The organism is Candidatus Omnitrophota bacterium (assembly GCA_040755155.1).
Classification (GTDB): Bacteria; Hinthialibacterota; Hinthialibacteria; order Hinthialibacterales; family Hinthialibacteraceae; genus JBFMBP01.
In genome coordinates this window covers 15,236-38,398 of record JBFMBP010000135.1, presented here as the reverse complement: position 1 = coordinate 38,398, position 23,163 = coordinate 15,236, and the positions used below count along the sequence as shown (strand labels likewise).

The following is a 23,163-nucleotide window of genomic DNA, read 5'->3' as shown; positions in this document are numbered from 1 at the left end:
TGCAAGAGGCTCATTCATCATTCATCATTCATCATTGCTTTTACCCCCTATACTGCACGACCAGTTCTTTCAACTTCCGCCCCAGCTCATTCAAATTCTGCGCGGCGCTCTCGACTTGCTTGGTGCTGGCCGCGTTCTGAGAACTGACTTGATTGATATTTTCCATCGCCTGGGCCACCTGATCCACGCCGACTAGCTGTTGTTGGATGGAGGCGGCGATTTGCGTGGCCGCCTGAAAGGCTTCGGTCACATTCTCCGCCAGCAGCCGGATGGCATCGCCGCTCTCTTTGGCATATTTCACTCCCTCTGCCACCGCTTTGGAGCCTTGTTCGGTGGCCATGGCCGCCTGATTCACGGATTTGACGATATTATTCAAAATAACGCGCACCTGCGCCGTGGACTGCTTGGATTGTTCCGCTAATCTCCTCACTTCCTGCGCCACTACGCCGAATCCCTTCCCTTGCTCGCCCGCTTTGGCCGCTTCGATGGCGGCGTTCACGGCCAACAGATTCGACTGATCCGCCAAATCGTTAACCACGGCGATGATTTCGCCGATGGTCTGGCTCTGCTCGCTCAGGCGCAAGATATTGTCGGCGATGGATTCCATTTGTTCCCGGATGCGGTTCATTCCTTCGATGGATTCCTCCACGGCATTCTTGCCGGTTTGGGATGTCTGAACCGTCTTCTGCGCGCTCTCGGATACGTACTTGGCTTTTTGCGTGGTAACTTGGGCGGTCTGTTTGACTTCTTCCACGGTAGAGGTCGTTTCGCTGACGGAAGCGGCTGTTTCCGCCGCGCCGGAAGCGACCTGAGTGGCCGCCGAAAAAATCTCGCTGGCGGATGAACTGAGCACGTTGATCCCCTCTCGCACTTCTTGCAGCACTTTGGTTAGATCGGCGGTCCGTTCCTGCACTCGAATCTCCAATTCGCTATGCGCTTTCCGCAAAGCGTCCTCCGCCGTTCTCTGGGCCGTAATATCCCGTGCGGCGGCGAAAACGCCCAATACTTTGCCATCCATATCTTTGTACACCGAAGCGTTGTACAAGACGTGCGTCAAATTCCCGGAGCTATCGCGAATGGTCAGCGGGTAATCGGTAACAAACCCTTTTTCCAACACCTCGCGATAACCCGCGTTAGCTTTTTCCGGTTCTGTGAAATAATTGGAAAAATTGTCGCCAATAAGCTTCTCTCGAGAAATCCCGGTGATTTTGATCGTGGCCTCGTTGACATCGGTAATCTTCCCGTCCTGACTGATCGTAACCAGGGGATCGAGGCTAGCCTCGATGAGGCTTCGCGCATAAAACGCTTTTTCTTGCAAGGATCGGATCATTTGGGATAGGGCATTGGAAAGTTTACCGATTTCGTCCCGCCGCTCGCCGAACGGAACAACAACGGACAAATCTCCGGAAGCGATTCGATCCGCTGATGTGGAAATCTGTTTCAGCGAACCGGCCAAAATCCGGTTAAAGGATGCCACCATCCCCACCGCTGACAAAAACGCAATGAGGCTGATGATGGCGAAAAAGACGAATGTATTCTTGGTTTTTTGCGTAGATTCGCCCAGCAAACGTTTCGCATCCTCAACCGATTTGTTCCCCAGTTCCAAAAGGATGTCACGCATTTGATTGTAACGCTCGTCTTGAATCCCGATGGACAGGAGTTTGGCTTCCTCTATTTTCCCTTCGACGATCAAGGGAATTTGCTGGGCGTCTCTCGTTTGCCGATAGGCGTATAGGAGAGTTCTCAATTCTTGCAGCCGATTAAGAAATTCCGGATGGGTTTTCTCATGTTCGAGAAGATTATCCATAATTTTATTGTTATCGTTGACTATCCGACTAATATCCGCCAACAGTTTATCGCGTTGGGTTTTATCGGTCGTCAACATCAATTCCAGCGTATCGGCCCGCGAACGATTCAGGTGGGACCTAAGTTCCAATAGATTTGTTGCAATAGCGAAGTCTCTTTCAAAGAGCATGCTTTGTGATTTTTTTATGGATAGAATCCCTGCGGAAGCAAACGCCATGATCGCCAACAAAAGAACAATCATCATTCCAAAACCAATCATAAGTTTGTTGCTAGTCGAAAGATTGAGGAACCATTTCATCGCCTCTCTCCCTTGAAAAATTTATTGAATACAATAACCATCTGCGCGTAATCGATTTTTTCATCATTCATCATTCATCACTCATCACTATTCTTCGGTCCGACAAGATTTTTTCCGCATCGAGAATAATCGAACCCTCCGGCGTTACTCCCCGCAGATAATCGGCGCGAAGGCCGGTAAAAGCAGCGGGCGGCGGTTGAATCGCGGCGAGAGGGATATGCGAAATTCCCAAAATAACGTCGGCGAGAACGCCAAATCGCATGGCGCCGTTTTCGATCACGATGACTTTGTTGAGATCGGTCAGACCCTTCTCCGGCAAATTGAAGAATTTCTTCAAATCGACGACCGAAAGAATCTCTCCCCGCGCGTTGACGATCCCCAGCACGAAAGGCGGCGCGGAGGGTAAAGGAGTGAACTCGCGCAAAGGAACGGCTTCCCGCACGAACGATATCTCGATGGCGTACTGTTCATAGGCCAACATAAATTCCAAGACCTCCAGCGATTCTTGGCCGGGGGAGCCGCTCTCAGGAGATTGCGCCAACATCCGCGCGCGCGCCTGCAGGATTCTTTTCTTCTCCTCGGCGGTTGGCGTTTCCCCCCGTTCCAGCGACGCTTGCGCGGCTTCGATGCGGCGATGAATCGCCCACCAGTCTATGGCGTTCTTCTCTATTTGATCGCTGGCATTCTTCATGCCTATCCCTCCATGCCGATCGTCGAACGGACGATTTCCAATAGCCTTCCCGCCGTGATCCCATCCGATTCGGGCAGCGCGTCATCTAGTTTATAGGCGCTTAAAAGCGAAGCCGCATTTTCGAAATACTTGTTGGATTTGGAGAGATTTCCCTGACGCCGGGCGATATTGCCTAAGGCGAAATATGCCAACGCAAATTGAGGATCGAGATACAACGCCCGTTTCAGCGACGCGATGGTCTCTTCGATATTCCCCTGTTCTTGCAGGATCATGGCGCGCAAATAGTGCAATCCCGCGTCTACCCGGTTCGCCGCCACAGCTTTTTCGCACCACTCCAGCGCTTCTTGCAGCCGGCCTTGATTGGCGCAAGTCCGCGCCAAACGAGCGTTTTCCATCGCGCCGCCTTGGTCGAGCGGCAGACGCTCGTTCGATTCCGCTTCGCCGCGCGGCTCCTGCTTAGGCCAATTCCCACGTTCTTCCAAAGAAGCAGGCTGCTGTGCAGGACGTTCCGGTTCCATGATCCTTTTCAGCGATGAATCGGCCGCATTCGGGATGGAATCGATTTCAAAGTCGGATTCGTTTGGCCATTCCCCCAAAAAAGCCGTCTCCGCCGTCGTTTCTTCTTTCTTCTCTGGGAAAAATACCGCTGTCCGCGCCGATTGGCTCACTTTCCGGTATAGAATCGAGTCGGGAAAATGAACCGCAAGGAAGGAGGAAAAAAGAACCGGAGACAATTCGCAGGGGCTGACGATCAACCAGCCGCCCTCAATGAGCGAATGGTAGAACTTGTCCACCGCTTTTCTCGCCTGCTCCGGAGAAAAATACATCAATACGTTCCGGCAAAAAATAATGTCCCGGGCGTTGGTATTGTTCGCTAGCGACGGATAGGCGTCCTTGGCCAGATTCAAGTAGGAAAAAGCGGCCAATTTTTTAATCGCAGGAAGAATTTCAAAAGCGTCATCCACTTTTTTTTCGAAAAATCGCTCTTGTATACTGTCCAACGAATTGCGAAACGACCACTTCCCATATCGCCCCTGCGCCGCCTTCTTCAGAAACCGGGTATTGATATCCGTAGCCATAATATCGATGTTCCATTCCCGCCAATCCGGGATTAAGCGGCTTAATAGAATCGCAATGGAATAGGGTTCTTCCCCGGTGCAGCAACCGGCGCTCCAGATTCGCAATCGCTTGCAGTTTTCCCGGCGGGAACGAATTAGTTCCGGCAGAATATGCTCTTCGAGAACGTCGAAATCTCTTTTTTGGCGAAAGAAATAGGTTTCCCCCACCGTCAGATAACTGGCCAGCGTTTCGATTTGCTCCTGAGTCAACGGCGAGGACGTCAGCCAATGAAGAAAAGAATTCGGTTCGTGGAAACCAAACTGGCGCGCGGAAGAGACAATCCCTCTTTCTAGTTCGGGATAACGTTCTTCCGGGAAATAAAGCCCCATATGCGCGGCCACAAACTGGCTGATCCTCGATAATAGAATAGGAGATATTCCATTACCCATGAGAGCCTCTTGCAATATTCTTTTTTTACTCCCCCATGCTTGGGGGAGGTTAGGAGGGGGGTGACGTAAGTCCATTAAAATCAACCCCCCTCTAACTCCCCCCAAGTTTGGGGGGAGAATTTAAAGATGGATTTCATTAATTTCGCATGAGCCTCATGATTATGCCTAATCCAAATCGGACAATGCCTCGTCCAACCGTTTTTCCTCTTCCAGAGAAAGAAATCGATCGAGATCGTGGATGAGGATGAGGCCGTCCTCTCTCTTGATGACTCCTTCCACGTAATCCAATCCCGGAACGATTTTTTCGGAGGCGACGATCGCGCTTTCGGGATATTCGGCGATTTCCAGAACCGAATCTGCGAGCAATGCTACGATTCGGCGCTGGGTGCGGGCGACAATCATTTGGTCGTTTGGATCGATATCTCGTTCGGGCAAACGGAATCGGCGGCGGATATTGACGACCGGAATGACGCTTCCCGATACGTTCGCCAATCCGATCACGATATTCGGCGCTTTGGGTAAGGATGTCAGTTCGACTGCCCGGACAACTCTTTCGACAATGGACAAATGAAGAGCATATCGATGCTCGTCCAGTCGAAAGATCGCCCAGCGATTAGAGTAGTCCATTTCTCCGCCATCTCATAAATTCAAAAAATGTTGTTCGCAAGAATTCCCGCTGTTACATTTCCTTGGTTGGCTGCGCATATTGATAAAACAATGAAATATATTCTATGGTTAGCCGCCTATTATTAATATAATACTACCACTAATTTAATCTCTTGGCTACCCATTATTTACAAAAAGTTATATTTTGCTTTTTTCGCTCGATATTATTATGATCCTCTTGCCAAGAAAAAACATTCGAAAATAGTAGGGTGGGTCGAGCGAAGCAAGCCCCACCAAAATAGACAAGTCCCCAAGTCCCCAAGTCCCCAAGTCCCCAAGTCCCCAAGTCCCCAAGTCCCCAAGTCCCCAAGTCCCCAAGTCCCAAAGTCCCCAAGTCCCACTTCACCCGGCGAGCGCCTCTTCCAGGGGCGTAAAGGGTAAATCCAGCGCCTGGGCCACCGCTTCGTTCGTCAGCCGGCCATGGCAAACGTTAACGCCTTTGCCCAGCGCCGCGTCGTCTTTCACGGCGGCGAATCCCCGATTCGCCAGTTTCATTACGTAGGGGAACGTGGCGTTGGTGAGGGCGACGGTGGAGGTATGCGCCACGGCGCCGGGCATATTGGTTACGCAATAATGCACTACGCCGTCCACAATGAACGTTGGATCGCTATGGGTGGTGGGACGGCTCGTCTCCACGCAGCCGCCTTGATCGATCGACACGTCCACGACGACGGAGCCTTTTTCCATGCGCCCAACCATCTCGCGTGTTACCAATTTGGGAGCGCGCGCTCCGCGTACGAGAACGGTTCCGATCAGCGCGTCCGTATGGGGCAAGAGTTCGCTCAGAGCCAGCGGCGTATAGATCAGCGTGGTTACGTTGTGCAAAACGTCGTCCAGAAATCGCAGGCGCGGCAGGGACAAGTCGAGAATCGTTACCAGCGCCCCCATGCCCGCCGCTACTTTCGCCGCGTTGAGGCCCGCCGTCCCGCCGCCCAGGATCGTCACTCTTCCCGGACGCACGCCGGGGACGCCGCTGAGCAGTACGCCTTTGCCGCCGCGGGCGCTCTCCAGATATTTCGCCGCTTCGTAAATCGCCATACGACCCGCGACTTCGCTCATCGGCGTCAACAAGGGCAGGCTCCCGTCGTTCAGTTGCACCGTCTCGTAGCCGATGGCGGCGACGCCCCGCCGCATCAGCTCGCGAGTCAGAACCGGCTCCGCCGCCAGGTGCAGGTAGGTAAACAAAGTCAAGCCCGGCTTAAGAAGATCGAATTCCGAAGGCTGAGGCTCCTTCACTTTGACGACGGCGTCCGCTTCGGCGAAGATTTTCCCCGCCGAAGCCGTCAGCGTTGCGCCCGCCTGGCGGTAATCCTCGTCGCTCAACGCGCTGCCTTTTCCCGCGCCTTCCTGCACAAGGACTGTATGCCCAACCTTCGCCAGTTGTTGCGCGCCCGCGGGCGTGATGGACACCCGGTATTCGTGATCTTTAATTTCCTTGGGAACGCCAATAATCATGATATATCCTCTTTATCAATCCTGCGTCTCGCTAAGTCCGCGCCTTAATCTTTAATCCTTGAGCCTCTTGCAAAACTCTATAATTCCTCCCCCAAGCCTGGGGGAGGAGGGGGTTGAGATAAGTCTAACAAAATCAACCCCCCTCTAACTACCCCCAATCTTGGGGGGAGAATTTTAAGACGGATTTCATTAATTTTGCAAGAGCCTCCCTTACTATTATATTATCGTTTCAACGCGAGCCATGATAACATGATCCTGCCTGCATTTTCTCGTTCGAATTTCTATGTCAAACTTCATTCTATCCTCAATAGCATTATCTTACACAAAGAGACTGGCGACAAAAAACGGAGCCTCCCGCCGGAAACTCCATAACTCATTTTTACGCATTTCCATCATCTTGCCATCGAGGCTGTTCTTTACTCACAAATCGAAGGGATGCTCAAGGTCTGGAACAACCTTGCCTTTGCCATAAACCAGATATCCAGAACGTAGGGATAACCAGGATTTTATCATCCTAAAAATCCTGGCCATCCTAATTCTGACAAACAAGCATTTCATACGATAATTCTCGCCGTTTTACTCATAGTTTGTACTGGCTGCTGGCCGTTATTTCTTTAAATAATCGCCGTCCCTTCTCCGTATTAGAAGAATAGCGATGGATTAGTTGTAAAAAGAAAGCGAACGATAGAATCTATTGAATGCCATTTGTCGCAACCCTCGGCGAAATTCTATGAGGAAAAGAGAACGGACATGAAGAAAAGCGCTTTTTCTGCAGGTTTGGCGATTGCGTGCTGCCTCGCCGCTATGGGACTTAACGGCTGCCTGAGCGCGACCGGCGAACTTATTGGCGGTATAGGCGAACTCATCGGCGGCGTAGCGGAAGGAACGGCCTCTATTGTGGAAGCTGCCGTCGAAGTTCCCGTTTCCGTCGCGGAAGCCGCCGTTAATTGTCCGCCGGAATTCAAGTCTCGATTCGCCGATCAGCAAGAGTGGACGTTGGATCGAGACGGCGCCTCCTTCCTTTCCGCTGAAACGTCCAATGGATCGATATGTCTGACGCCTTCTCCCGACAACCGGATCGTCGTGAAAGCCTGGAAAGAAGTGCGCGCCCGCCGATCCTCCACGGCGGAAGATTTCGCCCGCAAGGTGGACATAAGGGTCGAACGCAACGGTAGAGAAATCAGAATTTATAAAGCGCATCCCAAAATTCCCCAAGGCGTAAACCTTAGCGTCCGCTACGAAATTCAGACGCCGCCGGAATTCGACGCCAAACTGGATACTTCTAATGGCGCCGTCCATATCGCCGGCCTCCACGGAGACATGGATATTGATACATCCAACGGCAAAGTCGAGTTGGAAGGCGTCGTAGGCCGCGTCCGCGTCTGCACGAGCAACGGCGCCATCGTCCTGCGAGCGGAACGGCTGGACGAAGAGTCGGAGTTATCCTCCTCGAACGGCTCCATTGAAGCCGATATCTACAGCCTTTGCGCTCGCCTCGGCCTTTCCACTTCGAATGGCTCCATACACGTAAAATTGCCGCTGGATTTCAACGGGAAATTGGATGCGGTTACCTCGAACGGAAGCGTAGGCTGCGATTTTCCCATTACGGTGAAAACGGCGGGAAGAAGCAAACTCATAGGAATTCTCGGCGACGGCCGCGGCCCGGAAATTCGCTTGCGCAGCTCCAACGGCGGCATAAGGTTGAAAAAAATCGACGGCGGGGAATGAGTCATTTATGATGGGACGGCAAAAAGTCAATTTTTTGTGGTACGGGCTTCCAACCTGTACAAGATACAGCGCAGGCAAGATGCCTGCACCACAATAGGCAGTCACCCGATTGCATCTTCAATTTTTTTGCCGGATCGTCTTGTATAGCGTTATCTCTAACGATAAGTGTTCTTAATTTTTTCGTTTTTTTTTACGTCCTTCTTTTTTCTCCACATTTTCGTGAATCAATCTAAGAACCTCTGCCGTCCCATCCATTCATCATGATCCAGACAAACATCGTTTTGGGGAAGCGCAAGGGCAGAAAAGATCTTGCCCTTGCCAAACGCTCCATTATTACTAAATCAATCATCACCCGTAATGGCATTATTTGATTAACGATAAGCGCTGGAAAAAAATAACGGCGGTTATCCCTTTTGACGAACGAAAGCCGCTGATACCATAGGTTTTGAATGATGAGTGATGAATGATGAATGATGAAAAAAGTAGGATGGGTCGCGTTTTTTGACCCATAGATATTCTAAGAATGAATCCGATAGAACTCTTTTTGCATCCTCCGGACGCTTTTCGGCCCGTTCCCTTCTGGTTTCTCAACCATCGGTTGGAGAAAGAGGAATTGCTGCGCCAGATCGAGGAATTTCAGCAGCAGGGAATGGGCGGCTTCATCCTTCATGCGCGGCATGGCTTGCTGACGCCATATCTATCGAACGAATGGATGCAACTCATCCAACTTTGCGCGCGGGAAGGCCATCGGCGGGGGATGCAGGTTTGGCTTTACGATGAAGACAACTGGCCTAGCGGAACCGCAGGCGGCGCCGTAACCGACGCCGAACCATCGTTTCGTCAAACCACTCTGGTTTTAGCGCAAACCATCGCCACGGCGCCGGGGCGCTCCATCCGTTTGAAGGCGGACGAGGATATCGCCTACGTGTTGGGAATCACCGGCGCGGGAGAATGCCGCAACCTAAGCGATTGGCCGCGCAATGGCGTCATCGAAGACGTCCCGCCGGAGATCGTCCAGATTCTGGTTTTCGCAAAAAAAGTATTTCGCGGCGGCTTTCATGGTTACTACCTGGATACGCTCAATCCCCAAGCTGTAGAGGCGTTCGTCAACGCGACGCATCGCCGCTATCGGGAATTTTTGGGCGAAGACGCGGGCATAATAGCGGGCGTCTTTACGGACGAACCGCGTTTCGGCGTTTTGGCGGCCAACGAGATTCCCTGGACCGCCGCGCTGCCGCAGCGATTCAAGCGTCTTTACGATTACGATATCGAATACGCGCTGCCCAGCCTGGTTCTTGCCGGAGAGGGCGAAGCCGCCGCCCACCGCTGCCGGTTTCTGCAATGCGTTACGGATATGTATTGCGAAGCCTATTTCCAAACCGTCCGCGCCGCCTGCCAGGAAGCGGGATGGCTCAGTATCGGCCATCCCGAATGCGAAGGCGAACCGGCGCGGCAGGCGTGGACGCAGGGAGATTATTTCCGCACGGCGGAATATTGGGACTATGCGGGCTGCGACGCGCTTTTCGATAGCGCCTGGCCGCGTGCGGGATTTTGCAATAATCTCTTGGCCTGCAAATCGGCCTCGTCCGCCGCGCATTGGTTGGGCAAGCCGCGGACGATGTCGGAAGCTTTCGGAGTCGCGGGGGGCTGGAGGCTGTCGTTGGCGGATATCGACCGGCTGGCGGCGTTTCAAATGGCGCTGGGGATCAATTTCTTCGTCCCTCATGCGGCCTATTACTCCATCGAAGGCTTCCGCAAGTGGGAATGCCCACCGGCGCATTCCTATCAGCAGACTTTCTGGCCGTGGTATGGGCGATTCGCCGAGCGTCTGGCGCGGCTATCGGCGATGCTCTCGCAGGGAGGGCATATCGCTGCGGCGCTGGTTCTTTATCCCATGCGTTCGTTTTGGGGCTTGTTTTCCCTTAGTGCGGATGACCGCCAGCGGGCGGGGCAATGGGAAAACGCCTTTTCCATATTTTGCGAAACGTTGCTGCGCCATCATTACGATTTCGATTTCATCGCTGAAGATTGGGCGCTCCATCTGCAAGGCGATGGCGAGGGCGCGATTCTATACGCGCCCAGCGGCGATGCGCGAAAACGCTATTCCATTCTGTTGATTCCACTCTGCCGCGTTGTTCTCTCGAAGACGGTGGATATCTTGGAACGCTTGGCGCAGCAAGGAACGAAAATTCTTTTTGCGGAATGCCTGCCCGATGCTTCGCAAGAGCAGGGAAGCGACGCCTCTATCCGCGAACGCATCGAACGGCTGATCGAAGAAAAAGAAAACGTCCTTTTCGCGAAAGGGGATTGGTTGGAGGTTCTGCGCCGGTTGGCCGAACCGGGCGTTTCGATGGAGGGAGACAGCGAAGACGTAATCCATCATCATCGCATCCTGCCCGAAGGCGATCTCTTCTTCGCGCATAACGTTTCGACGACGGCGGACTATGCGGGAAAAATTGTTTTCCCCACAGCGGCTCAATACGTTTACGAAGGAGATGCGGAGACGGGGCGGTTTCACCGTTTGCCGGTCAGCGGTCCCGATCCAACGCTGCAAGTACGATTGCAACCCGGCGAATCGCGGCTGTTTCTGATGAATTGCCAACCGTTGGATGGCGCGGAAGCGAAGAACGAACCTTGCGGCGAACCGCTGCATACGATCAAATTTCATAATGAATATTTCTTCTTTGTTCAAATGGGAAACGAATTGCCCTTGCATCAATGGCGCATGGAAATAAAGCCTTTCCGCGAGGAGCCGACTGGCTGGCTGGGGCTTGAGCGCGTCTATACGGCATCCTTTTGGGTGGATCGCTTCAACGGGCCGTTGACGTTGATTTGCGATGGATTAGCTCATCAGGAAGTATTCGGCGGGAAGGGACGCCAAACCTTCGCCATCGCCATCAACGGGATTCCCGTGGAGAAGAGCGTAGAATGCGAAGGCTTCGACCGTTTGTTGACCGCATTCGACGCCAGCGAGCATATCCGGCGCGGGGAAAATATTCTGACCGTCTCCAGCGCCGCCCATTTTCACGATGCTGGACATATCGCGGAAATGCTAAGCCTGCATGGCGATTTCGCTCTTATCGAATGCGAAGGCCAACAAGTTATTACTCAGCCTTCCATGAAAATTAAAACTGGCTCATGGGCCGATCAGGGCTATCCCTTCTATTCCGGCGCCGGAATCTATCGCCAGAATTTATGCATAACGGAAGCGTTGGCGGAGCATCGTTTCTTTCTTCAATTCGAGAAGGTCGCCGATTTGGTGGAAATCGCCATTAACGGAGAACTGGCCGGGACGTTATGGCGTCCTCCCTGGCGAATGGAAGTAACCAGCAAAGTAAGAATAGGCGAAAATCTATTCGAATTCCGCGCCGTCAATTCGCTGGCCAATCGGCTGATGCGTCAAGCGGCGCCGTCGGGAATCCTCGGCGAAGTGAAGTTGGAGATATATGAATAACTCATGCTACGCAGAAAGGCCATTTTCAGGTAAATTTACTGTTTTCCCAATCCCTCTCCCAAGATTGGGAGAGGTTAGGTGAGGGTTGATATTATTGGATTTAGTGAAAGGCGATATCCGTGTATTTTGAAATTGTCGAGCAATTGAACCAAATTCTGAGGGAGACGGCCGCTTCGTTGGCGGGCGGGGTTATCGATCCGTCTCTGCTTTTATTTACGCCGACGAAAGATATCGCGTATGGCGATTTGACCACCAACGCCGCCATGCTGCTCGCTAAGCCGATGAAGAAGCCCCCGCGCGAGATCGCCGACGAGTTCGTCAAACGCTTGTCGGCCAGTCCTATCGTCGCCCGCGCCGTGGTGGCGGGGCCGGGATTTATTAACCTAACGCTTTCCGACGATGTGTTGCTCGGCGCCATGAAAAGCGCGTTGACGCTGGGCGCCGAGTATGGGCGTTCTATGAAGCATCAAGGCCAACGAGCGCTGGTGGAATTCGTCAGCGCCAATCCCACCGGTCCCTTGCACGTCGGCCATGTACGCGGAGCGGTGGTGGGGGATATGGCGGCGGAATTGCTTCAAGCCGTGGGATACGAGACGGAGCGGGAATACTACTACAACGATGCGGGCGTGCAGATGCAGATGCTGGGGCGTTCGGTGCGGGCGCGCTACCTGCAATTGTTCGGGCGGGATTGCCCCCTGCCGGAGAATGGCTACAAAGGCGATTATATCCGCTACATCGCAGCGGCGTTGAAGACGGCGCGGGGCGGCGCGCTATTGGAAGAAGGGAATTGGGAGCCGTTCACCGAATTCGCCGCCAGCGTATTGATGGACATTATTATGGACGACCTGCGCCGACTGCGGGTGCGGTTCGATCGAACCTTCAGCGAGCGCTCCCTGCATACGTCCGGCGCGGTGAAGCAGGTGTTGGATCAACTGTTGGAAAAGGGGGCCGCTTACGAGCAAGACAACGCCCTCTGGCTGCGCACCACCGATCATGGCGACGAAAAAGACCGCGTGTTGGTCAAAAGCGACGGCGAACCGACGTACGTTACGCCGGACATCGCCTATCATTGCGAGAAATACCGGCGAGGCTGCGATCTGCTCGTCAACGTCATGGGACACGATCATCACAGCCAGATCGAGAGAGTCAAGGCGGCTTTGCAAATCTTCGGCCATGACTTGTCCAAACTCCATTATCTTCTCAACCAGATGGTGAGCATCCAGCGGGGCGGGGAGAAGATCAAGCTCTCCACCCGCGAAGGACAATTCATGACCCTGGCGGATATGGTGGACGAACTGGGCGCGGACGTAACGCGCTATTTCTTCGCCCAGCGCAGCTATTCGGCGCAGATGGTCTTCGATTGGGATTTGGCGAAGAAGCAGTCGATGGACAATCCCGTCTATTATCTGCAATACGTGCACGCCCGCGCTTGCAGCATCGAGGAGAGAGCCAAGGAACGCGGCGTTGCCATTTCTCCCGCACTCGATTTCGATCCGGCGCCCCTGCGCGGGGAGCGGGAGCGGGTTTTATTGTTGAAGATATTCTATTATCCTTTGCAAGTGATGGACGCGGCGGAGCGGTTCGAGCCGCAACTGATTCCCGCTTGTCTGGAAGATTTGGCGAAAACGTTTCATACCTACTATCAAGCGCAGCGCGTGTTGGACGAGAACGACGAGCCGGGAACGCGGAGCCGATTTCATCTTGTCCTCGCCATACGGCAAACGATGCGCAACGGATTGGGGCTTCTTAAAGTGAACGCTCCGGAAAGAATGTAAAGGAGAAGAAAAATCATGGCGCGAATTGGAATCATCGGCTGCGGCGGAATGGGCAATATGCACACTCAGGCCTGCCTGGTCAGCGGAGCGGCGGAAATCGCCGCCGTTGCGGACGAACGGGTGGAATCGGCGGAAAAATTGGCGAAGCAGGCGAATTGCGAATTCATGTCGTCTCCGGAAGACCTGATCCGGCGGGACGACGTGGACGCCGTCATGATCTGCACGCCGACGCCCTCCCATTATCCACTCGCCATGTTGGCGTTGGCTCAAGGCAAGCATCTTTTCGTGGAGAAGCCCCTTTGCCGAGCGCTGGCCCAGGCCAAGGAACTCGCCGCCGAAGCGAAGAAGAACAACGTCGTCAATCAAGTAGGACACGTGCTTCGTTTCTGGCCGGAATACGTTCGCTTGAAGGAAGCCTGCGCCGATGGGCGTTGGGGGAAATTGACTTCGATGAAATTCGTCCGCACCAGCGCCCAGCCGGGATGGTCGGCGGGCAATTGGCTGCTGAATCCGGAATTGAGCGGCGGCGCGGCGCTCGATCTTCATCTGCACGATACGGATATGGTTCTTTATCTCGCCGGGAAGCCCAAGGCGGTGGTGGCCAGCGGCGTCAAGGATTACGCGGGCTGGCGGCAAATCCATACGCAGTATTTCTACGACGGCGGACCGGCCGTCTACGCCGAAGGCGCCTGGTACGAAGGCGAGAAATATCCTTTCCGCATGGGTTTCGTCGCGCTATTCGAAAAGGGCGTCCTCGACTACGATTGCACCCGCCCGGAGCCGTTTCTCTTCTATCCCAAAGAAGGCGAACCCGAAACGCCAGTCTTGCCGGATATGCCGAAGACCAAGCCGGTGGAAGGAATCAACGTGACCAACCTGGGCGGCTACCTGCTGCAAGACGCCTATTTCTTTAAGCGCCTGGCGGGGGGCGAAGCGTCTCCCGCAGCGGCGGATTTCGAAGCGGGCTGCGCGGCGCTGCAAGTGGTGGAAGCGGAAATTCAATCCCTCGAGCAACGCGAAATTGTCCAGGTTTAATAATTATTATCTTACGTTACGCGCTTAATAGGACGATCCAAAATGACGTTTGCATCGCGTAGACTCGAAAGAAAAAAGAAACGCGCGGAAAAAGGAATCCCTCCACGTACCCGCCGTTGAAACGGCGGGCTATGACCGTTTGCCCCTTTAAAGGGGCATTTGAAAATAGCCCAGCCTTTCAAGGCTGGGATGAAATTTCGCATCGCTGCAAGATGCGAGGAAGCTCCCCTTGCGAAGGGATGGAAAAAGAATGGATATCTTGCGAATCGGCGTTATCGGCGCGGGGGTGATGGGCGCCGCCCATGCGGAATCCATCGCCCGCATTCCAGAAGCGGAACTCCGCGCCGTAGCCGATCCTCATTCCGCCAAAGCGAAGGAATTGGCGGAGAAATACAGGGCGGCGGCGTTGACGGACTACCTGGATTTGGCGCATCGGGAAGATATAGACGCCGTCGTCGTGGCCAGTCCCACGCCGTTTCATTTTTTCCAGGCGCGGGCGGCCATCGAAGCGGGCAAGCCGGTTTATATCGAGGTTCCGATGACGCGCGAGCGCGAGGAGAGCGACCGGCTGGTCGAGTTGGCGCGCGAGCGAAGCGTCGTCGTTACCGCCGGACATCATCACCGCGCGTTTCTGGAAATGGAAGAGATCCGGCGGCAATTGCAGGCGGGCGCGGTGGGCAAGCCGGGCGTGATCTGGCTAGGCCGCCGCACGCCGCATCCTCAACGGTGGTATTCCAATTTCGAGAGCAGCGGCGGCGTCGCCTTCGACGCCATGATTCACGAGTTCGATTTTCTGTTGTCTTGTTTTGGCCCAGTCCAAAGGATTTTTTGCCAGGGGATGCAAGGACGTTGTTCGACGGAGAACATGGATTATGCGCTGGCGATTCTGCGCTTGGAAAGCGGCGCTATTGCCCATATCGAATCGTCGTGGAGCCATTATGGGCAATTTCTGATCGACGTGGAGATTGCGGGAGATAAGGGATTGATCCGCTACGACAATCAGGAAAGCATTCCGTTGAAAATATCGATGGTGGATTGCGCCAGCGGCGCGCGGCATTATTGCAACGAAAGCCCCGTCAGCATCCCCGCCTGCATGAAGACGATGCAGGATTTCGTCAAGGCGGCGCGGGGCGAAGGAAGCAATCCCATCACGGCGGAAGAAGGACGGGACGCCGTCCGTCTCGCGGCGGCGGCGCTGGAGTCGATGAAGACCAAACGGCCTGTGACGTTGAGACATTAGGGTTGCAGGGTGGATTGAATTCATCCCAGCCTTGAAAGGCTGGGCTATTTTAAATGCCCCTTTAAAGGGGCAAACGAAAATAGCCCCCCGTTTCAACGGCGGGGCGGCAGGGTAAGGTTTTCTGCCTAGAGTAATCCATTAGGATTTGCGAAAACAGATCAAAAAAGCAATAAGGGGCGTGTTTTTTTTCGTCATTCATCATTCCAATGGTTTTGGCTGCGTCTTATTGATTGATCAAGGAGAGGGAAATTATGACGGCGCGAATCGGCGTTATATCTTGCGCACATATGCATGCGTATAGTTACGCCGCTTGCTTGCAACAACTATCGGGACGGGCGCAACTAGCCGGTTTTTATGATGATAATGCGGACAGGGGACGCAGCGCCGCCGAAAAGTACGGCGTTCCTTTTTTCGATGCCTGCCGGAATTTGTTCGACAGCGGCGTGGAAGGCGTCATCGTCTGTTCCGAAAACGCCAAGCATGAAGAACACGTTCTTTTGGCGGCGGAAGCGGGAATGCACGTTTTATGCGAGAAGCCCATCTCCACTTCGCTTTCCGGCGCCCGGAGGATGATTGACGCCTGCCAGTCGCATAACGTTCAACTCATGATCGCCTTTCCCTGCCGATATAACGCGCCCATCGCGCGCATGCGCCAATTGATCGCGGGAGGCGTTTTGGGCAAGATTCTCGCCATGAAGGGAACCAATCACGGCTCCATGCCTGGCGGGTGGTTCGTCGACCGCAAACTGGCGGGGGGCGGGGCGGTGATGGATCACGCCGTTCACGTGGTCGACGTTTGGCGCTGGATTCTGGGGCGGGAAGCCGTTTCCGTCTACGCCGAAGCGGGACGATTGTTTTATCCCGATATCGATATCGACGACGCCGGACTATTATCATTGGAGTTCGAAGGCGGCGTTTTCGCTACGCTCGATACGTCCTGGTCGCGCCCCAAATCTTCTTATCCGACTTGGGGAGATGTAACGATGGAAATCGTTTGCGAAAAAGGATCTATGACGCTGGACGCCTTCAATCAGAAGATTGAGGTCTATAATAACGACGCCGTCCGGGCGCGATGGGATTGCTGGACGGATAATATCGATTTAGGTTTGGTAAACGCTTTCGCGAAAACGATTCAGGAAAAGGGAAATTCTTCCATTACAGGTTACGATGGATTGAAAGCGATGGAGGCCGCCTTGGGCGCCTATCGCTCGATCGAATGCGGCGAGCCGGTCGCATTGCCTTTAGAAGCGTAGATAAAACGAGAATCTCGAATGGAAAGACAATGGCGGAAAAAAGACGCCTATTGATCGTTGACGACAATCCTCAGTATCGCACCGCCGTTGTGCGCAACTTGACGTTGGCGGGATATCATGTCATCGAGGCGGAGGATTCCGTCGAGGGAATGGATAAGATTCGATCCGAATCTCCTCAAGTCGTCATCACCGATCTGGACATGCGGACGCACGACGAGGGGCTGCATTTTATCCGCGAAGCGAAGCGCAGCCATCCCCAAACGCCCATTATTATGATCTCGGCGGTCGGCTCCTTCGACGAAGGGGCGCTGGCGCGGCAGTATGGGGCTATGTTCGTTCTCAGCAAATCGCGCATCGACGAGGAGATCAATACGCTCTACCAGCGGCTGGACGCCATCTACGATCATTTCGAAAAAATGCGTTCGCTGCGCGACCGGATGGAGGAAGCGCTGCAAAAAGAGGGCGAGGTTCGCGAATCCCTCCGATCCGAACTCGGACGCATGATGGAGAATCAAGACCTCGACGCCGGATTGAAGAGCGAAGCCTATGAAATGCTGGACCGGTTGGACAGTCTGGAAAACCGCTCCGCCGGTTTGATGAAGGAACTGGACGCAGACGCCGTTCTCGCTTCCATCAAAGACGAATTGCCGGAAGCGTCCGCTCTCGATGGGGAAACGAGGACGATGCTTTCCATCGCGGAAAACCTATACGATTCCCCTTCCGCCCATACGCTCTCCGTAGCTCGCAATATCAGTTTTTCCTATTCCTTCGCCGTGGAAAACGAAGTGAAGCTGCGCCTTGGGCGCAAGGTGAACCGCCTGCTTGCCAGCGAAAATATCCGCCAACTCGCCCATCAGATTTACGATTCCAAATTGGGGAATTTGGATATTTTTTTCAATCAATATTTGATTCGCACTGCGCAGCAGCAGAATCTGGAACTGAATTCCGACATTACCCGCCAAGTGCTCGAACGCATCATTCAACACGAATCCAAATACAAGCCCGACGGATTGAAGGCTCTCGGCGTGATTCTTTTCTGCTGGGGGCGGAATCACGATTTCGCTAATCGCAAAGGCAAAATCTCCATCCGCAATCCTCTGGGCGTGAAGGGATTGACGGACGAAAAGACGACCGCACTCGCCAGCCATTTGATCCTGTTGCAGCATCTGCGCAATCCGTTCATCCATCCCGAATTCAACGAGCGGGAAAAAACCGAATCCGTGCGCAAAACGACTTTCGCATGTCTCGCTCTTATCAGCAAGGTGGTGTAGAAAGCCTGCCGCCGTGAATGTTCTCTTCATCCTTCCCCAAATCCCTTATCCGCCCCATAGCGGCGGGCGCATCGTAACGTGGAATACGCTGAAGCGGTTCGCCCGGGAATGTTCCGTCAGCGCGGTTTGCCTCTATCATCACCCCTCCGAACTATCGGCGTTGGAGCGCGTGAAGGAATTTTGCGCCGAAGCGGCGGCCTTTCCCGCCTATGGCAAATGGTCCCTTCCTCCGTTGGCGAAAACGCTGGTCTCCGCCTGGCCTTATAAGGCGCATCGTTTTTTCAATCCGGATATGGCCGGTTATATTCAACGCCTGCAACGCCGCCGCCGCTTCGACGTCATTCACGCGCAGAATTTCTATACCGCCGCTTATGTCAGCGGGGAGGAAGAGTGCCTCAAAATTCATTATAAGGAAAATATCGAAGGCCTTTTGCTGCTGCAGCTCGCCCGCTACTCGGCGAATCCATTGATGAAGACATGCGCCTATATGGAGGGATGGCGAACGAAGCGCTACGAACGCCTCGCCTGCCGCAAGTTCGAACGCATTCTCTCCATATCGCCGTTGGATTGCGAAGAATTGAAGCGGTTGGATCCGTCATTGCCCGTATTCCATCAGCGTCCCGGCGTGGATTTGGAGGATTATCCTTACCTGGACGAACCGGAAGGACCGCCGGAATTGATTTTTACCGGAACCATGTCCTATTACCCTAACGCTTTCGGCGCGCTGGATTTTTTGCGTTTCGCCTGGCCCGCGGTCCGACGGCGAATCCCCGGCGTCCGGTGTTCAATCGTCGGCGCGAGTCCGCCGGAATCCCTCAAGCGCTTCGATGGAGTAGACGGCGTCCGGGTGACGGGCCGGGTGGAGAGAGTCGGCGATTATCTGCGGCGGGCGTTGATTTATATCGTCCCGCTGCAAATCGGCGGAGGCATTCGCCTCAAGATTCTCGAAGCGATGGCCTCCGGCCGCGCCGTAGTCAGCACGCCGGCCGGCTGCGAAGGATTGGACGCGAAAGACGGCGAGCATCTTTTCGTTGCGGAATCGTGGGAACGATTCGCCGAGGCTATTTCGGAAGCCGTTGAAGATCGCTGCAAAAGGGCGCGCCTGCGCGAAAACGCCCGCGCCTTGATGGAAGCGGTTTACGATTGGGATAAGGTCATCATCCGCCAGATGGAGGAGTACCGCCTCCTATGTTCTGCTCGATGGGCGGCGGAAGCGTCCTCGTCGCCGAGGGGATCGTAATGGGGGAGACGATCGCGGAAGGAGTAGGCGGCGTAATGCCGTATAATGCGTTGATATCCGTATTGATGAACTTCTTCAGGATTTCCGCGCCCGTTTGGGGATCGGCTTTGTGAATGGCGGAAAGCAATTTATCCCGCGAAGAGGGCGTCATTTTGGTTAAGATGCGGATCAGAATCAATTGATCCTGCTCCTTATCTTCCGGAGTCGTTGTATTAGCGGCCTGAAAGAGGGAAACCGCCATTTGCGCGATGGTTTTTTCGCTTCCCGCCGCCAGCGATTTCGCCATGGTTTGCTCCCGCTCGCTAAGGGCGCTTTTTTCCCGTTCGTCGATCTTGGCTAAATAATCCTGGAAGGCGGTAACGAGTTGCGAGGCTTGCTTGATTTGGCCGCTCACCATCGCTTCGCGATCGTCGAGAATGGAACTGCGAATGTTCAAATCCTTTTCTTTTTCTTCCAGCGCTTTTTGCCATAGCGTAAGGCGTTCTCTTTCCCGAACCAGATTTTCCAACGCCTTGGGCATGGGATCCTTAATATTTCCCAAGAGTTCTTCCGTGGTGAGATAGCGGCTTTCTTCCGTCGCCGAGACGGGAGAGACCGCTTCCGTGGCGCCTTTTACGCCGAAGCCGAGAAAGGGGATTTTGGCCAGCAAACTCTTATCGACGGCGCCCGTGTAAAAGCCGATCGCGGCGGCGGCTCCCGCCAGCGCCAGCGGGACGAGCAAGTAAAGTATGACGCCGCCATGCTCGCGCGCGCGGCGAACGTATTTTTGGGTTCCGATTTCATCCAACATAGCCCCCTCCTCTTTGCGCATTTCCGTTTCCCATTCCAAACGGCGCTTTTCTTTCAGGCGATCGAGAATTTTCTCTTCTTGATAGAGTGTAACCAATTCTTTTCTTTTTTCATCCTGTTGTTGGCGAAAATAAGCGATGCGCGCCCGCTTCTCTTGTTCGACGCGATTCATATAGGCGCGGAACATATCCAGCGACCGTTCCACTTGGATGAGGTCCTTGTCTTCTGTCTCTTCCAGCAGCCGCCGCCGCATATCTTGAACCGCTTGCCGCCCCTCGTCGATTTCGCGCAGGAGTTGTTGAATCTGATCTTCGAGAGCGGCGATTTCTTCTTCTTTTTTTTGGATTTGATATTCTTTCAACCGGATCATCGGGTCCAGGCGGAAACGGAAATTTCTCATCGGGCGGTCCCTCCCTTATTCGCAGCGGCCGGCGCCGGTTTGCGGGGAGCGCATTGGCGGGCGATGGCCAGCAATTGCTTGACGGATTGGGCGTAGGGGACATTTTCCTGGATGCCTTGCTTCAAGAAAGCGTCGATCGTGGGCAGCATTTCCATGGCGAGGTCGATCTCCGGATTGGAGCCGCGCTGGTAGGCGCCGATATTGATCAAGTCTTCCGCGTCGCGATAGATGGAAGTGATTTCCATCAGCCGCCGCGCCGACAATACTTGTTCTTCGGGAACGATGTCCACCATTACGCGGCTGATGCTTTGCAGGATGTCGACGGAAGGATAATGGTTCTTGTGCGCCAGTTTCCGCGAGAGCACGATATGCCCGTCCAGGATGCCGCGCACGGCGTCGGCGATGGGTTCGTTCATGTCGTCGCCTTCGACGAGCACGGTAAAGAGGCCCGTAATCGTTCCCGCGTCCGGCGTGGTTCCGGCGCGCTCCAGAAAAGAGGGCAAGAGCGCGAAGACGGAAGGGGTATAGCCGCGGGTGGTGGGCGGCTCTCCGGCGGCCAGGCCGACCTCGCGCTGGGCCATGGCCATGCGGGTAACCGAATCCATCATGAAGAGCACATTTTTTCCCTGGTCCCGGAAATACTCCGCGACGGTGATGGCGGTCAAGGCGCCTTTCACCCGCGTCAGGGGCGGCGTATCGCCGGTGGCGATAATCAGGACGCTGCGGGCCAAACCATCTTTGCCCAGGTCTTTCTCGATAAACTCGCGCACTTCGCGTCCGCGTTCACCGATGAGGCCGATGACGTTGACATCCGCCTCCGTGGCGCGGGCGATCATGCCCATCAGCGTACTCTTGCCTACGCCGCTGCCAGAGAAAACGCCGATGCGCTGCCCTTGCCCCCATGTCAGGGTCGCGTCGATGATTTTAACGCCGGTGGCTAAGGGTTTTACGATTCGCTTGCGGTGAATGGCGCTGGGGGGGCGGTTGTAGATGGAGCGAAGCGAATCTGTTTTCACAGGACCTTTCCCATCGTAAGGATTGCCCATGCCGTCGAGGATGCGTCCCAAGAGCGCCTCGCCGCATTTGATCTTCAAGGGGCCGCCGGACGAGATTACTTCGCAGCCGGGACGGATGCCGGCGATCTCGCCGAACGCCATCAGGATGACGCGTCCGGAACGGAAGCCTACGATCTCGGCGGGAACCGGCTCCTGGCCTTCCGCCGGATAGATATAAACCAGATCGCCGACGGCGCCTCCCGGCCCGCGGGCGAGAATAACTACTCCGATTAACTCGTCCACATAGCCCCGCTGCCGTATGGGCTGAATCAGATTCAAGGACCAGCGAATCGCGTTCCAATCGATGGAATGAGGCGTGAGAATCATGGATTGATTAGGGTTTCGTTGAGAATTTCAACTTGCTTTTCGATTCGTCCGTCGACGCCGCCGGTTCCGGATTCGATGATGACGCCGCCGCGGCCAACGCGCGGATCGCTGGCGATCGACAGCTTCTCTATATCGTCGAACATCTGAGTGAATTGAGGAACCCACTCTTCGATCTTGGCCTTATCGTCCGGATGAACGAGGATCCGGACGGATTGCCGGTCCGCCGCTATGCGGATGCACTCGCGGGCGACGCGGACGACGATTTCATCGTCCAAAGCGATTTTTTCCTGGACGACGCGGGAGACGATCTCGGCGACTAACTCGCGGATTTCCTGCTCCTGCTCCTGGAATTTGCCTTCGAGGATGCGCTGCCCTTCCGCCATCATGCCGGCCATTTCCTGCAGAATGGACGCCGCTTGCTCTCGGGCTTCGTCGAGACCTTGTTGAAGTCCTAGGGCGGCGCCTTCTTCGCGGGCGGCTTCCTTGATTTGTTCGCCTTCGGCCTGGGCGTCGGCAATGATCCCTTCGGCTTCCTGTTTGGCGCCGGCGACGATCTCGTCTCCCTGCTGCGAGGCGCTTATGAGAATGGATTCCTCCTGTTGCTGCGCGGCGGCGATGATGTCGGCGGCTTCTTCGTTGGCATGGCGCAAAACCTTATCCCGCTCCACGATGGGATAAGGCTTCGCTTCCTGCACGTTGGGGGCTTTGATAATTCGCGCCATCGGCGTCTGTTTTCACTCCAAATCAATTTAAAAACGAATTAAAAAGTAATGTTATGCATTCGGCGCCGGGAATTGCGTTTTTTGAATCACGAAGACGCGAAAAGGCTCGAAACCCGCGAAATTTTTTTGAATCACGGATTTCACGGATTCTAATGGATTCCACGGAAAAAACCTTTTCATGGCGCGATCCTTTGCGCCAACTGTTTTTTTCTTTTTCTTCGCGTCTTCTCAATTCAAAATAACGATCTTAATTACTAACTCATGTTACGCAGCCAGTACCGTCGCGCCATCGGAAAAATCGTTCAAGAGAGGCGTTGAGGTCTTCACGATTACGTCTCTTTCGAATCGCGAAGACGCGAAAAGAATCGAATTTAGCGAAATTTCTTCACCCAGCCTTGAAAGGCTATTGCCACATGCCCCTTTAAAGGGGCAAACGATAATAGCCCGCCG

At 54.3% G+C, this 23,163-nt stretch carries 16 protein-coding genes; 8 read left to right on the top strand and 8 right to left on the bottom strand.

Going from position 1 to position 23,163, the window contains the following annotated elements; genetic code table 11:
- Positions 1–40 precede the first annotated feature (40 nt).
- The 5 genes from AB1656_20160 to ald form a co-directional block, all read right to left on the bottom strand.
- Complete coding sequence (locus tag AB1656_20160; protein MEW6237706.1) at positions 41–2,104, bottom strand: methyl-accepting chemotaxis protein; 2,064 nt, start codon at positions 2,102–2,104, stop codon at positions 41–43.
- Between the two features lie 70 nt (positions 2,105–2,174).
- Positions 2,175–2,795, bottom strand: coding sequence for a chemotaxis protein CheW (locus AB1656_20155; GenBank protein MEW6237705.1), 621 nt, complete (start codon positions 2,793–2,795; stop codon positions 2,175–2,177).
- A gap of 2 nt (positions 2,796–2,797) precedes the next feature.
- The gene (locus AB1656_20150) at positions 2,798–4,255 is read right to left on the bottom strand and encodes a CheR family methyltransferase (GenBank protein MEW6237704.1); all 1,458 of its coding nucleotides are present in this window, start codon (positions 4,253–4,255) and stop codon (positions 2,798–2,800) included.
- Positions 4,256–4,468: 213 nt separating this feature from the next.
- Positions 4,469–4,930, bottom strand: coding sequence for a chemotaxis protein CheW (locus AB1656_20145; GenBank protein MEW6237703.1), 462 nt, complete (start codon positions 4,928–4,930; stop codon positions 4,469–4,471).
- Between the two features lie 381 nt (positions 4,931–5,311).
- Positions 5,312–6,424, bottom strand: a complete 1,113-nt coding sequence (gene ald / locus AB1656_20140) for an alanine dehydrogenase (GenBank protein ID MEW6237702.1) — start codon at positions 6,422–6,424, stop codon at positions 5,312–5,314.
- 750 nt (positions 6,425–7,174) lie between these two features.
- Here ald and AB1656_20135 point away from each other — a divergent pair.
- From AB1656_20135 to AB1656_20100, 8 genes are all read left to right on the top strand, one after another.
- Positions 7,175–8,152: a DUF4097 family beta strand repeat-containing protein gene (locus AB1656_20135; GenBank protein ID MEW6237701.1), complete on the top strand. Its 978-nt coding sequence runs from the start codon at positions 7,175–7,177 to the stop codon at positions 8,150–8,152.
- A gap of 523 nt (positions 8,153–8,675) precedes the next feature.
- Positions 8,676–11,606, top strand: a complete 2,931-nt coding sequence (locus tag AB1656_20130) for a glycosyl hydrolase (protein MEW6237700.1) — start codon at positions 8,676–8,678, stop codon at positions 11,604–11,606.
- Between the two features lie 119 nt (positions 11,607–11,725).
- Positions 11,726–13,381 (top strand): arginine--tRNA ligase, encoded by a 1,656-nt coding sequence (gene argS / locus AB1656_20125; GenBank protein ID MEW6237699.1) that lies wholly within the window; start codon positions 11,726–11,728, stop codon positions 13,379–13,381.
- Positions 13,382–13,396: 15 nt separating this feature from the next.
- The gene (locus AB1656_20120) at positions 13,397–14,416 is read left to right on the top strand and encodes a Gfo/Idh/MocA family oxidoreductase (protein ID MEW6237698.1); all 1,020 of its coding nucleotides are present in this window, start codon (positions 13,397–13,399) and stop codon (positions 14,414–14,416) included.
- A gap of 250 nt (positions 14,417–14,666) precedes the next feature.
- Positions 14,667–15,656, top strand: coding sequence for a Gfo/Idh/MocA family oxidoreductase (locus tag AB1656_20115; protein MEW6237697.1), 990 nt, complete (start codon positions 14,667–14,669; stop codon positions 15,654–15,656).
- Between the two features lie 251 nt (positions 15,657–15,907).
- Positions 15,908–16,909: a Gfo/Idh/MocA family oxidoreductase gene (locus tag AB1656_20110; GenBank protein MEW6237696.1), complete on the top strand. Its 1,002-nt coding sequence runs from the start codon at positions 15,908–15,910 to the stop codon at positions 16,907–16,909.
- A gap of 29 nt (positions 16,910–16,938) precedes the next feature.
- Positions 16,939–18,180: a response regulator gene (locus AB1656_20105; protein ID MEW6237695.1), complete on the top strand. Its 1,242-nt coding sequence runs from the start codon at positions 16,939–16,941 to the stop codon at positions 18,178–18,180.
- A gap of 13 nt (positions 18,181–18,193) precedes the next feature.
- Positions 18,194–19,420: a glycosyltransferase gene (locus tag AB1656_20100; protein MEW6237694.1), complete on the top strand. Its 1,227-nt coding sequence runs from the start codon at positions 18,194–18,196 to the stop codon at positions 19,418–19,420.
- Here the strand turns inward: AB1656_20100 and AB1656_20095 are convergent.
- The 3 genes from AB1656_20095 to AB1656_20085 are packed head-to-tail and all read right to left on the bottom strand — an operon-like array spanning position 19,338 to position 22,713.
- The gene (locus AB1656_20095) at positions 19,338–20,609 is read right to left on the bottom strand and encodes a flagellar export protein FliJ (protein MEW6237693.1); all 1,272 of its coding nucleotides are present in this window, start codon (positions 20,607–20,609) and stop codon (positions 19,338–19,340) included. The two genes, AB1656_20100 and AB1656_20095, sit on opposite strands and share 83 nt — an antisense overlap.
- Positions 20,606–21,991 carry a FliI/YscN family ATPase gene (locus tag AB1656_20090; GenBank protein MEW6237692.1) on the bottom strand — a complete coding sequence of 462 codons (1,386 nt, stop codon included), beginning with the start codon at positions 21,989–21,991 and terminating at the stop codon, positions 20,606–20,608. Before AB1656_20090 ends, AB1656_20095 begins: the two co-directional genes overlap by 4 nt.
- Entirely contained in the window at positions 21,988–22,713 is a 726-nt protein-coding gene (locus AB1656_20085) for a FliH/SctL family protein (GenBank protein ID MEW6237691.1), read from the bottom strand. The genes AB1656_20090 and AB1656_20085 overlap by 4 nt, the downstream gene beginning before the upstream one ends.
- Between the last annotated feature and the right edge of the window lie 450 nt (positions 22,714–23,163).

Coding starts and splice junctions, on each gene's coding strand:
- AB1656_20145 (MEW6237703.1), bottom strand. CDS start 4,930: ATGGACTACTCTAATCGCTGGGCGATCTTTCGACTGGACGAGCATCGA.
- AB1656_20135 (MEW6237701.1), top strand. CDS start 7,175: ATGAAGAAAAGCGCTTTTTCTGCAGGTTTGGCGATTGCGTGCTGCCTC.
- ald (MEW6237702.1), bottom strand. CDS start 6,424: ATGATTATTGGCGTTCCCAAGGAAATTAAAGATCACGAATACCGGGTG.
- AB1656_20110 (MEW6237696.1), top strand. CDS start 15,908: ATGACGGCGCGAATCGGCGTTATATCTTGCGCACATATGCATGCGTAT.
- AB1656_20090 (MEW6237692.1), bottom strand. CDS start 21,991: ATGATTCTCACGCCTCATTCCATCGATTGGAACGCGATTCGCTGGTCC.
- AB1656_20085 (MEW6237691.1), bottom strand. CDS start 22,713: ATGGCGCGAATTATCAAAGCCCCCAACGTGCAGGAAGCGAAGCCTTAT.
- AB1656_20115 (MEW6237697.1), top strand. CDS start 14,667: ATGGATATCTTGCGAATCGGCGTTATCGGCGCGGGGGTGATGGGCGCC.
- AB1656_20105 (MEW6237695.1), top strand. CDS start 16,939: ATGGCGGAAAAAAGACGCCTATTGATCGTTGACGACAATCCTCAGTAT.
- AB1656_20130 (MEW6237700.1), top strand. CDS start 8,676: ATGAATCCGATAGAACTCTTTTTGCATCCTCCGGACGCTTTTCGGCCC.
- AB1656_20120 (MEW6237698.1), top strand. CDS start 13,397: ATGGCGCGAATTGGAATCATCGGCTGCGGCGGAATGGGCAATATGCAC.
- AB1656_20160 (MEW6237706.1), bottom strand. CDS start 2,104: ATGAAATGGTTCCTCAATCTTTCGACTAGCAACAAACTTATGATTGGT.
- AB1656_20095 (MEW6237693.1), bottom strand. CDS start 20,609: ATGAGAAATTTCCGTTTCCGCCTGGACCCGATGATCCGGTTGAAAGAA.
- AB1656_20155 (MEW6237705.1), bottom strand. CDS start 2,795: ATGAAGAATGCCAGCGATCAAATAGAGAAGAACGCCATAGACTGGTGG.